Annotated in this window: 9 protein-coding genes; all 9 read right to left on the minus strand. The window is 71.0% G+C overall.

Features of this window, described 5'->3' with window-relative positions; genetic code table 11:
• Position 1 precedes the first annotated feature (1 nt).
• The 9 genes from BFF77_RS01550 to BFF77_RS01590 all read right to left on the minus strand — a co-directional run bounded on the left by BFF77_RS01550 (position 2) and on the right by BFF77_RS01590 (position 11045).
• Complete coding sequence (locus tag BFF77_RS01550) at positions 2-1084, minus strand: ABC transporter permease (protein WP_079124724.1); 1083 nt, start codon at positions 1082-1084, stop codon at positions 2-4.
• Positions 1081-2652: a sugar ABC transporter ATP-binding protein gene (locus tag BFF77_RS01555; RefSeq protein ID WP_066942966.1), complete on the minus strand. Its 1572-nt coding sequence runs from the start codon at positions 2650-2652 to the stop codon at positions 1081-1083. The genes BFF77_RS01550 and BFF77_RS01555 overlap by 4 nt, the downstream gene beginning before the upstream one ends.
• The gene (locus BFF77_RS01560) at positions 2649-4052 is read right to left on the minus strand and encodes an aldehyde dehydrogenase family protein (RefSeq protein WP_066942968.1); all 1404 of its coding nucleotides are present in this window, start codon (positions 4050-4052) and stop codon (positions 2649-2651) included. Before BFF77_RS01560 ends, BFF77_RS01555 begins: the two co-directional genes overlap by 4 nt.
• Before the next feature lie 623 nt (positions 4053-4675).
• Positions 4676-5431, minus strand: coding sequence for a class I SAM-dependent methyltransferase (locus BFF77_RS01565; protein ID WP_066942970.1), 756 nt, complete (start codon positions 5429-5431; stop codon positions 4676-4678).
• Between the two features lie 101 nt (positions 5432-5532).
• Entirely contained in the window at positions 5533-6753 is a 1221-nt protein-coding gene (locus BFF77_RS01570) for an aminotransferase class V-fold PLP-dependent enzyme (protein ID WP_066942972.1), read from the minus strand.
• Positions 6754-6757: 4 nt separating this feature from the next.
• A complete protein-coding gene (locus BFF77_RS01575) occupies positions 6758-8086 on the minus strand; it encodes a pyridoxal-phosphate dependent enzyme (RefSeq protein WP_066942974.1) in 1329 nt (442 codons plus the stop codon).
• Positions 8083-9570 carry a Y4yA family PLP-dependent enzyme gene (locus BFF77_RS01580; RefSeq protein ID WP_066942976.1) on the minus strand — a complete coding sequence of 496 codons (1488 nt, stop codon included), beginning with the start codon at positions 9568-9570 and terminating at the stop codon, positions 8083-8085. Before BFF77_RS01580 ends, BFF77_RS01575 begins: the two co-directional genes overlap by 4 nt.
• A gap of 349 nt (positions 9571-9919) precedes the next feature.
• Positions 9920-10216, minus strand: a complete 297-nt coding sequence (locus BFF77_RS01585) for a hypothetical protein (protein ID WP_066942978.1) — start codon at positions 10214-10216, stop codon at positions 9920-9922.
• Between the two features lie 304 nt (positions 10217-10520).
• A complete protein-coding gene (locus tag BFF77_RS01590; RefSeq protein ID WP_066942980.1) occupies positions 10521-11045 on the minus strand; it encodes a DUF6234 family protein in 525 nt (174 codons plus the stop codon).
• Positions 11046-11421: the final 376 nt, after the last annotated feature.

Below are 11421 nucleotides of genomic sequence, written 5' to 3' on the forward strand. Positions count from 1 at the left end.
ATCATGACAGTCTTGCCTTTCCGGGATCCGCGGGGTTCGGTGCGCCTGCCGTACGGAACCGTCCGGTGCGCTGCACGAGAATGACGGCGACGATGATCAGGCCCTTGAGCACCTGCTGCCAGAAGCTCTGCACGTCGTACAGGTTGAGCAGATTGTTGATCAGCGCCAGGACGAGCACTCCGGCGAAGGTGGCCCGTACCGATCCCTTGCCGCCGGCCAGACTGGCACCGCCGATCACACAGGCGGCGATCGCGTCGAGTTCGAAGGCGGTGCCGACGCTGGGCTGGGCGATACCGACCCGGCTGGCGAGGATGACGCCCGCGAGCCCGGCGCAGGCGCCGCTGATCGTATAGGCGAGCACGACATGGCGGCGGACACCGATACCGGCCAGCCGTACGGTCTCCGCGCTGCCGCCGATGGCGACCAGCGAGCGGCCCGCCGGAGTGCGGCTCAGGAAGATCCCGCCCACCAGGAAGACCGCCAGCATGATCAGGGTGGAGACGGGCAGCGGGCCGAGCACCGCCGAGCCCAGTTCGAAGAAGCCTTCCTTCTCGGGCGCGACGGGCGTCTCCGAGTAGACGAAGGCCAGACCTCTGATGGTGGTGAGCGCCGCCAGTGTCACCACGAACGGCGCCAGTTGGAACCGGGCCACCAGCACGCCGTTCACCAGGCCGAAGCCCGTCCCGGCGGCCAGACCGACCAGCATCGCGAGCGGGACCGGCAGTCCGGCCGAGAGCCCCGCGGCGACGATGCCGGAGAAGGCGACCACCGAGCCGACCGAGAGGTCGATGCCCCCGGTGAGGATCACGGTGAGCATGCCGAAGGCCAGCAGTCCCGTGGTGACCATCTGCTTGAGCAGATTGGTGAGATTGCCCTCGGTGAGAAAGGCGTCCGTGGTGGAGCCCGCGATCGCGACGAACGCCACGAGCAGGACGGCGAACCCGGCCTCCAGGGTGAGATCGCGTCCGGCCACGACCAGCCGGGGCGGTCCGGGGCGTCGGGACGGCCGGCGGCCGGGCGGAGCGGACCCGTCGGAGTCGGCCGGCTCGGCGGGCTGGGCGGAGGTGGTCAGTTGGTCGGTCATGCGGTGTGTCCGATCGCGTGGGCGAGGACGGTGTCCTCGGTCGTACGGTCAGAGGGCAGCTCCGCGGTGAGGCGCCCCTCACGCATCACCAGCACCCGGTCGGTGGCGCCCAGCACCTCCGTCAGATCGGAGGAGATCAGCAGAACGGCCATCCCGGCGCGGGCCAGTTCGTCGAGCATCCGGTAGATCTCGGCGCGGGTGGCCATGTCCACACCTCGGGTGGGCTCGTCGAGCAGCAGCACACGCGGCCCGGTGAGCAGCCATTTGGCGAGCACGGCCTTCTGCTGGTTGCCGCCGCTGAGGGTGCGTACGGGCAGCCCGGCGCAGTGCGCGGGCCGGATGTCCAGCCGCTCGACCATGGCGGTGACCTCGCGCCGCCGTCTGCCCGTGTCCAGCAGCGGCCCACGGGTGGTGGTACGGAGCGTGGTGAGGCCGATGTTCTCCGCGGTGCTCAGGCCGAGCACCAGACCGGTGCGCTTGCGGTCCTCGGTGACCAGGGCGAGCCCGGCGGCGATCGCCTCGCGCGGGGAGCGGAAGAGCCGGTGGCCGCCGGAGGCGCCGGCGGCCTCGGACGTGCTTCCGGGCGCCGTGCCAACCGCGGACGCGGTGACGCTCCCCGCGTGCGCGGGCTCGGCGCCGAAGACACAGCGCGCCAGTTCGCTGCGGCCCGAGCCGACCAGTCCGAACAGCCCGGTGATCTCGCCCGCCCGCAGGGTGAACGAGATGTCCCGGAACTCGCCGGGGCGGTGCAGTCCGGAGACCGTGAGCAGCGGCTCTCCGGCGTCGGGCCGGCGGGCGGGGTAGAGCCGGCCGGGCCCTCGGCCCGCCATCAGCCGGATGAGCTCGTTCTCGTCGGTGCGCTCGGGCGCGGTCTCGGCGACGATCCGGCCGTCCTTGATCACCACGATGGTGGTGGCCAGTTCCGTCACCTCGGCGAGGCGGTGCGAGACGTACACGATCAGCACACCGCGCCGCTGGAGCCGTCGGATCAGGGTGAAGAGCGACTCCAGATCGCCGCCCGCGAGCACCGCCGACGGCTCGTCGAGCACCAGGACCCGGGGCCCCGCCCGACCGCCCTCGCTCACCAGCGCCTTGGCGATCTCCACCATCTGCTGTCTGGCCACGGTGAGCCGGCCCGCCCTGGTGCGCGGGTCGATCGCGCCGTAACCGATGGACTCCAGCAGTTCACGGGCGCGCGCATGGGCCGCCCGCCAGTCGATGAGACCGCCGAACCGCCGTGGGAAGTGGCCCATGAGGAGGTTCTCGGTGACCGACAGCTGCGGTACGAGCGTCAGTTCCTGATGGACGGTGCGGATGCCGTGCGCGTGCGCGTCGTGCGGGGAGCGCAGCTCGACGCGCTCCCCGTCGAGCCGGAGTTCACCGGCGCTCATCCGCTCCGCGCCCGCCAGGATCTTGATCAGCGTGGACTTGCCCGCGCCGTTGGCGCCGACCACGGCGAGCACGTCACCGGCCCGTCCGGTCAGGTCCACGCCGTGCAGTACCTCGGTGGAGCCGTACGCCTTGCGCACCCCGCGGATCTCCAGGGCTGTCCGGGCGGTGCTGCTCACCCGAGGGCCTCCATCACCACGACGGTCTTCTGCCGGGTGAACTCCAGGGCCGTGTCGTGGAGCCCCTCGGCGGAGCCGCCGGTGTCCCTGGGCCCGCCGAAGGGCAGGTTCTCGGCGCGCAGCGCGGTGGAGCCGTTGATGATCACCCCGCCGACGTCGAGCCGGTGGGCGAGGGTGAAGGCGCGCTGGATGTCCCGGGTGAAGACGGCCGCCTGGAGTCCGTACGGGGACGCGTTGGCCATCCGTACGGCGTCCAGCGGATCGGTGAACCGGGCGACCGGCGCGACCGGGCCGAAGATCTCCTCGGCGAACGCGGCGCTGTCCTGCGGTACGTCCACGAGGACGGCCGGGTCGCTGAAGGCACCCCTGCGAGGGCCACCGGCCAGCTGACGCGCGCCGTCCGAGACAAGGGCGGCGACCGCGGCCTCGACGCGCTCGGCGGCCTGTTCGCTGATCAGCGGTCCGACATCGGTGCCGTCGGCGAGCTGATCGCCGACGGTGAGCTTGGCTGCGCCCGCGAGCAGGGCGTCCACAAAGGCGTCGTGGACGCCGTCCTGGACGTACACCCGCTTCACCGCGCAGCAGATCTGCCCGTTGCCGCGCGCGAGCCGGCCGAGGACGACGGCGTTGGCGGCCTCCTCGACATCGGCGTCGTCGCAGACGATCAGCGCGTCGTTGCCGCCGAGTTCGAGATGGACCTTCTTCAGGGTGTCGGCGGCGCGGCGGGCGATCTCACGTCCCGCGAGGGTGCTGCCGGTGAGGCTGACGGCGGCCGTGCCGGGGCGGGTGGCCAGTTCCTGGGAGACATGGACGCCACCGGTGAGCATCTGGTGGGCGCCCTCCGGGGCACCGGCCCGCTCCACCAGCGCACCGATCCGTAACAGGGTGAGCGGGCAGCGTACCGGCGGGTGGACGAGGACGGCGTTGCCCGCGGCGAGCGCGGCGGCGGCCTTGTGGGCGTAGAGCTCGACGGGGTAGTTGAAGGGCACCAGCGCGGCGACCGGGCCCAGCGGCTCCCGGAGCGTGACGGCGAGATGCCGCTCCAGGCCGGGAACGGCGCCGAGCGGGATCTGCCGTCCGAACAGCCGGGTCGCCTCTCCGGCGAAGCCCCGGAAAATCCGTATCGCCGCCCGGACCTCCTCGGTCGTCTGGAAGAGCGGCTTGCCGTTCTCGGCGGCGAGGAGCGTGGCCAGTTCCCCGGCCTCGGCCTCGATCAGATCGGCCGTGCGCAGCAGGAGCCGGGCGCGTTCGTGGGCGGGCATGGCGGCCATGGCGCGCTGTCCGCGCGCCGCGGCGGCGAGGGCGGCGTCGATACCGTCGGAGGTGATGTCCTCGATATCGCCGAGATGCTCACCGGTTCCTGGGTTGTGCACGGACAGCGGTGCGGTACGGGTCGACATGCGTCGCTCTCCCTGTACGGGCTGTGGCAGCCGCGGGCTTGGCGGGCTGTGCGGGTCGGGCTGGCAGGTGCGGGTCGGGCACTGCGGAAAGTGCTGCGATGGTGGCCCGCCGTAAGCAATTCGTCAACACCTTTAACAAAACCGCTCCACGCCTGGCTCAAGGGCATCGCCCCGCAGGCGGGAGCCCGTGCGACGCCTACGGGGCGGGCGGCGGCGGGGGCGCGGATTCTTCCCGGGAAGACGCACGGTGAGTGACCGTCACCGCCGGGCCGGCGCGCACTCCACCGGTGACCGGCCCTCGCGAGTGACACCTGTGCCGTGACGGGTGCCGCCCGGTGACACGTCATTCATCGGCAGGCATCGGCCCGGTGCGCGCCATCGGAAGGAAGCCGGGCGGCCGTCCACCGGTACGCGCGCCGAGGCGTCGGCACGCGGGCATGCGGCTCCCCGCCCCCTGTACGCTCCGCAGCCGCCACGTCCGGCCCGCCGGTCCCTGTACGCCGCGACCGGCGCCCTCGGCATTTCGGCGCGATCAGGACTGGCGCGCGGAGCGACCACCGTACTCATGAACACGGGTCCGGGGACCGGCGAGGAGGCCGGCCGGGGCCAGGGGGGTCTCCCCGCTACCGGATCGCGACCAGCACATGGCTGTGGCCGAACTGCCAGACGGGAGCGACGTGTTCGAAGCCGGCCCGGAGGAGCAGTTCCCGGTGCCGGGACAGCGGCAGCTCCTCGCCGGCCCCGGCGATCGGCCCCCGCCGCGCGCGTTCGTCCAGCAGGTCCGCGAATTCCGGCTCCTCGGCCGCCGCCGCCCACCAGGACTCCCAGTCCTCATGGGCGAACGCCTGCTGGCGCAGGGCCCGGCAGCGGCCGACGTGCGCGGCGATCCGGGAGTGCCCGGCCCCGTGGTGGAGCAGATGGTCGGCGTTGACGAGGACTCCGCCCGGACGCGTCAGCCGGGCGAGCTCCGTATAGGTCCGGCGCAGTGCGTCCTCGGAGAGATAGTGGAGCGCGGTGGTCGAGACGGCCGCGTCCAGGGGCTGTTCCAGCGCCAGGGCCTCGGTCCAGCCGTCCGCCCCGATCTCCGCGTCGACATAGCGGGCGGCGTCCGCGTGGTGGGTACGGGCCAGCTCCAGCAGAAGCGGGTCCATGTCCACCGCCACGATCTCCGCCCGCCGCAGCCGGGCGGCCAGCCGGGCGGCCAGCGAGCCCGGACCGCAGCCGAGATCGAGGACCCGCGGGCGCGGCTGCCCCTCCGTCACATGCTCGACCACATCGGCGATCACCGTGAACCGCTCCTCGCGATCGACCGCGTACCGCTGCTGCTGACGCTCCCATCGCCGCACCCACGACTCGGCTGTCGCCATGCTCAGACCCATGTGACCGTGCCGCCCTCACTCGTCTCACCCGTCCCGCGTCCGACCGACACCGCCGAATCTACATCTGAAAACGGTTCCCATTCTCCTCCAATGGGTGAGCTTCACTCCAGCGTGGCGAGTACGTCGAGCAGCCGGTCGATTTCCTCGGGCGTGTTGTACACATGCGCGCTCACCCGCACGGAACTGCTCTTCTCCCCCGCACTGCCCTGGCAGTGGCCGTCGGTGCGCACCATGAAGCCATGGCTGAAGAGGATGAATCCCAGATCGCTCGCACCGATGCCGCGGTGCCGGAACGTCACGATGCCGCAGCGGTGCTGGACACGGCTGTCCAGCGCCAGACTCCGCTGACAGCCGAGGATCTCGTAGGCGCCGAGGTGCCGCAGCCCGTCGGTCAGCCGGAGCGCGAGCGCGGTCGTCCAGCGCTCGATCCGGTCCGTACCGGCCTCCCGCAGCCAGTCGAGTGCCGCCGCCAGCGCGGCGATGCCCGTGGTGTTGGGTGTGCCGCTCCAGCCGCCCGGGACGAACCGCGGCCCGCGCGCCTGACGGGCCCACACGGCACCGGAACCGGGCAGCGCCAGGGCCTTGTGCCCGGAGAAGGCGACGAAGTCGACGTCGAGGCCGGTGACCGAGACCGGCAGATGGCCCATGCTCTGCGCGGCGTCGAGACAGATCACCGCGTCCGGCCCGACGGCCGCGCGGATGCGCTGGACATTCATGTCCGCGCCGTACACATGGTGCACATGGGTCGCCGCGACGAAGCGGGTCCTGGGACCGACCACCCCGGCGAGCGCGTCCGGGTCGTAGTCGCCCGAGGACCTCTGGTACGGCATCTCGCGTATCCGTATCCCGATCCCCCGCGCCTCCAGCAGTCTCCGGGCGTCCAGCCACGGGACCAGATTGGCCTGATGGTCCGCGAACGGTACGACGATCTCGTCCCCGTCGGCGAGGAAGGCGGGCAGCCAGTCCTGGGCGACGGTGCGCAGCCCCTCGGTGGTGCCACTGGTGAAGTGGACGGTGGACCGTTCCGGGTCCGGGTCGGAGAGGAAGGACTTGATCCGCTCACGCGTCCGCTCCACCAGGTCGGTGGAGGCATTGGCCCAGGGATACGTTCCGCGCCCGGCGTTGGCGTTGGCGGTGGTCAGATAGGTCTCGACGGCCTCCAGCACGGCCTTCGGCTTCTGGGCCGTCGCGGCGCTGTCGAGATAGACCAGATCGGGATGTCCGGTGATGATCGGGAACATGGCACGCAGCGGACGCTGCCAGGGGATCAGATCGTCCGGGAACGCGGCCTCGTCGTGATCGCGCGGGATCGTCCCGGTCATCGCGTCACTCCCTGACCAGCGGAGCGCCGGCGTCGCGCCAGGCGATGATGCCACCGTCCAGGCTGCGCGCGTCGGTGTGACCCATCCGGGTCAGCAGCGCCGCGTACCGGGCCGATCTGTCACCGACGGGACAGGTCAGCAGGACCGGTTTGCGCCTGCTGAACGGAAGTCCGCCACGGACGAGCTCGGCGAACAGCTCGTCGGTGATGTTGACGGCGTGCTCGATGTGCAGCGCGGCGTACGCGGACGGACCGCGCAGATCGATCACCAGGGGCTGCTCCCGTGCGATCCACTCCCGTGCCTCCCGCGCTCCGACGGTCACGACGGCGGCGAGCTCGTCGGCGGACACGTCGAGAAGCGAGTTCTTGCGGGCGGCGAGACCTATCAGCTCGGGACGGCGCTGCTTCACATAGCTGAGATAGCTCTCGATACGGTCGCAGACGATGAAGACGGCCGCCTGGCGCTCGTCGCCGTCGGTCAACCCGGCGTCGGTCTCGCGCAGTCGGCGCACCGTCCCGAAATAGGCGGCTCCTCCGGTGGGTCCGGCGAGGATGCCGCAGCGGCGGGCCAGTGTGAGCATTCCGTCGATGGCCTCGTCGGCGGTGACCGGCTCCACCGTGTCGTAGGTCGCCGGATCGAAGAGACCGACCTCGTGCACCTCGTCGAGGGTACGGATGCCCGGTATGAAGTCCGACTTGTCCGCGACCAGCCCGACGACCCGGACCCGGGAGTCGTGCTCGCGCAGCGCCCTGGCGACACCGGTGGAGGAGCCGGCGGTGCCCACACACGCGACGAACCAGTCCGGCACGCGTCCGTCCAGGTCCTTCACGATCTCCGGACCGGTACCGAGGGCGTGTGCCTCGGTGTTGCGGGCGTTGAAGTACTGGTCCGTGTGCAGATAGGCGCTGTCCGGGCCGGAGAGGGCACGGTGGAAGAGCGTCAGCGGGTCCTCGGTGTCGGTCGGGTCGAGACATTCGCTCCGCCCCGGCAGTTCCTCGATCTCGGCGCCCAGCAGAAGCAGCAGTTCCTTGATCTCCGGGATCCGCATCCGGTTGGTGACGCTCTTGAACGACAGTCCGTGCATCCCGGCGATCACCGCCAGCGCCTTCGCCGTGTTCCCGCTGGACAGTTCCACGAGCTGACTGCCGCGCTCCACGGCGGCGGGCAGACCGGGCCGGGCCATGTTCCACGCGGCCCGGTCCTTGACCGAGCCGAAGGGATTGAGCATCTCCAGTTTGGCGTAGAGGTCGATGTGCCGCAGGCCGTGCACCTCCGGATCGATGCGAACCAGCGGGGTGTTGCCGATGACCTGGGTGATGCTGTCGTACCTCATGCCCTGCCCTCCTGGCACAGCGTCGGCCAGTACTGCTCGTCCAGGCTCCATCGCCAGCTGCCGTCGCCGTCCCGCCACGCGGCCACTTTCCGTCCGACGGGGAGGAGTTGTGCCCGGCTGGCCTGGAAGTCCATGCAGTAACCGGCGGTGTTCACAAAACCCAGCAGATCGCCGGGGCTCGGGAGGCGCGGCAGGAAGACCATCCTGCGCGAGATCAGATCGGCTTCCAGGCACAGGCTGCCCGCGAGATAGACCCCTACCGCGTCGCCGCTGTCGGTCACGCTGCCCCCGTCACGCCCGATGACAACAGGGTCCATGACGATTCCGTGGTCCTCAAGACCTATGTCGTCGGCCTTGGCCGCGAGACGTACGAGGTGCTCCCCGGCCTCGGTACGCCGTACGTCGAGGACCCTGGCGAGCGTCAGCCCGCACTGGTCGGCGAGGGCCCGGCCGGGTTCGGTGTAGAGGTCGTACAGATTCTCCAGGAGCACCGTGGACAGCGTCCGGCCGCCGAACGACGGGGCGGGGACCGACAGCAGTTCGTCGAGATAGCGCTCGGCCGCGACCGGACGGTATCCCGGATAGAGCGCGAGCGAACCGCGCAGGGTGCCCGCCTCGTCACGCAGGCCGTATCCGTGGCCGCGCCAGGTCAAGGGCGGGCGCCGGCCGAGGACCGCCCTGGTGAGTTCGGTCGTGTACCGTTCCCACTGCTCCTGATGGGCCAGGTAGTTGACGCCGTAGCCGCCTCCGATGTCCACGACCCGTGGTCTCAGGCCCCGTTCGCGCAGCGTGTCCAGCGCCCTGACGCAGCCTTCGAGCGCCACGGCCTTCTCGGCCACACTGGTGGTGTCCAAGTGGAAGCCGACGCCCAGGAGTTCGACGGCGTCGCCGTGCCGTTCGACAGCCCGCACAAGACCGCCGAGCTCGGCGACCGGAGTGCCGAAGCGGCTCGTTCTGCTCAGCACCTTCACCCCGGACGTCCCGAACGCGGACAGCCGCAGCAGGATCCGCACCCGCGGCAGCGCGTACGAGCGGACGAGCTCGGCCAGGTCGTCCAGCTCGGTGCGTCCGTCGACATGGACGGTCACTCCCGTGCGGGCGGCGAGCCACAGGAACTCCGGGCTCTTGGGACCGGTGGCCATGATCCGGTCCGGGGTGAACCCCGATCCGAGCGCCTGCTGCAACTCGCCCACCGAGGCGACGTCCACGGCCGCGTCGGTGACGGCGAGCCGGCGCATCAGCGCGCAGGAACGATTCGCCTTGTGGGCGAACCAGATCTGGCCGCCCAGACGGTGTTTCCGGTACATGGCGCGGAAGCGTTCGGCGTTGTCGGCCATCTGATCGGGGAGCACCACCCCCAGCGGCGACCCGAGCGCGTCGACGAGCGAGCGTGTGAAGTCTCCCGCCCGGAGCAGCGCGGCCAGACGTGGTTCGGTGCGCGGCTCCAGATACAGAGGCTCCGGATACTGAGGCAGAGCGCTCATGAGACCTCCTCATACGGACATGCCGGCCCGCCGTCCTCATTACAAGCGACATTCATTTCCCTTTTCGGGAGCCCTTACGCGCCGTGTCGGCGAGGAAGGCCGGGAGGTCGGCGGGCGCGAGAAGGCGCACACATGAAGCGAGCCGCTCCTCAGGTGGGAGCGACTCGCTCGGGAAGCCGGGGCAGGGGCCGGGGCCAGGGCCTGCGCCGGGACAGGGGCCGAGGCCCGGTCCGGAGCACGAGCCGAGGCCCGGTCCGAGGCCCGGGCCTGGGCACGGGCCTGGGCACGGGCCTGGTCCGGGACGCGTGGTCAGGACCAGGGGCGGCCCGGGGGCGGGTGGGGCACAGGCTCAGTGGTCGTCCCAGTGCCCGTCGTGGCCGGCGTGCCGGTGGCCGTCGTGAACGTAGTCGACATGGCCGTCGTGCGGCACGGCGACATGCCCGCAGCCCTCACCATGGCGGTGCGGGTGCTCGCGGTGGGCGGTGTGCCCGGTGGGCTCGCACTCGTCCACATGGTCCGCGTGGACGCGATGCAGATGGCCGTCGTGCTCGTAGTCGACATGGCTCTCGTGCGGCACGGCGACATGCCCGCAGCCCTCACCGTGATGGTGCGGGTGGTCGGTGTGAGGAGCGTGCGCGGTGGTCATGGCTCCCTGCCTTTCTCCCGTGGTCCTCGGATACGGGCCGCGCGATGGTGGTGTTTCGCGCCAGTGGCTCCATAGTGCTCTTCCGGGCACGGTCCCGCAGTCTCCGTTACGCGCGGACGAACGCGCCGCGCGGGCCACGGGTCCGCCGCCCGTGCCAGGACAGGCCGGTCCGGCCCCGCCGGGGCCGAGGCCGGGGCGGTATCGAATGGCCTAGGGCCTGTCCGGTCGATCTTCGAGGAGTGTCACCAGGCGGAGGACCGTCGCGCCGGGGGCCCGGAAGCGCGGGAGGACGGCGACCGCGCCGCTACCCGCCCAGACACTCGTGACTGTCGCCGCCGCTGCGGCACTGCTGTCCCGTATGCCCGGGATCGTAGGAGGGCACGGGATCCGGGGCCGGATACGCGCGCTCATACGAGTCGTGCCAGGTGACGACCGTGACACACAGTGCGAGCGCCGCGATCAGAAGCTGGACCGACGCGGCGAACGGATGCGCCGAGCGGAAGAAGATGATGGCCACCCCCAGCACGGCCAGCGTGAATCCGCCGGTCCAGAGGGTCGGCACCCAGTCCATCGGCGGCGCCGCCGCGCGCACCCCGGAACTCGCGTACTCGTCCGACCCGGCCCAGTCGCGCAGGCCCAGCGCCACGCCCAGCATCAGTGCGCCGGGGATCTCCAGAAGCAGCGCCAGCAGCGTCAGACAGCCGCCCTCGAACCCGTCACCCCGGGTGTCCGAAGGGTACCGGCGCCGCTCGTCCTTCGGCGGACGCGGCATACGGGAACCAGGAGGCCAGGCCATGGTCGTACGTTCGTACGGAACGGCGGGTTCCATGCCGCCCTTCTCCGAACCGAGATCAAGCCGTGCCGCTCCCGCGCCGTCCGGGCATCACCCGCCGTGTTCGGCCAACTGCCTCACTTCGAGCCGCCATTGACAGCGTTGAAGAGTTGTCCAATCATCATCAACAGCGTGAAGCGGAATGACGCGAGGGACACGAGTGATGGAACACGCGTACTGAGCAAACCAGTTGGTCGAGTGGCGGGAGTACACGGCTGAGCCGCCCTGTGCGGCAGCCGGACCGGCCGGCCCGGGAGCCCGCCCGTGCGAATCGGTGAGAGGAGCAGCGCAGGCCGTCGGCCCCGTAGCGGGCCGGACGCGAGACGGAAGACTTCCCCCTCACCCCGACCTTGGACCCGCACCCCCCTCGGAC

This window comes from Streptomyces lushanensis (assembly GCF_001700515.1).
In the GTDB taxonomy this organism is placed as follows: Bacteria; Actinomycetota; Actinomycetes; order Streptomycetales; family Streptomycetaceae; genus Streptomyces; species Streptomyces lushanensis.

Bases quoted from the DNA above. Each gene is read 5' to 3' on its own strand.
- BFF77_RS01550 (WP_079124724.1), bottom strand. From the start codon at position 1,084: ATGACCGACCAACTGACCACCTCCGCCCAGCCCGCCGAGCCGGCCGAC.
- BFF77_RS01560 (WP_066942968.1), bottom strand. From the start codon at position 4,052: ATGTCGACCCGTACCGCACCGCTGTCCGTGCACAACCCAGGAACCGGT.
- BFF77_RS01565 (WP_066942970.1), bottom strand. From the start codon at position 5,431: ATGGGTCTGAGCATGGCGACAGCCGAGTCGTGGGTGCGGCGATGGGAG.
- BFF77_RS01570 (WP_066942972.1), bottom strand. From the start codon at position 6,753: ATGACCGGGACGATCCCGCGCGATCACGACGAGGCCGCGTTCCCGGAC.
- BFF77_RS01575 (WP_066942974.1), bottom strand. From the start codon at position 8,086: ATGAGGTACGACAGCATCACCCAGGTCATCGGCAACACCCCGCTGGTT.
- BFF77_RS01580 (WP_066942976.1), bottom strand. From the start codon at position 9,570: ATGAGCGCTCTGCCTCAGTATCCGGAGCCTCTGTATCTGGAGCCGCGC.
- BFF77_RS01585 (WP_066942978.1), bottom strand. From the start codon at position 10,216: ATGACCACCGCGCACGCTCCTCACACCGACCACCCGCACCATCACGGT.
- BFF77_RS01590 (WP_066942980.1), bottom strand. From the start codon at position 11,045: ATGGAACCCGCCGTTCCGTACGAACGTACGACCATGGCCTGGCCTCCT.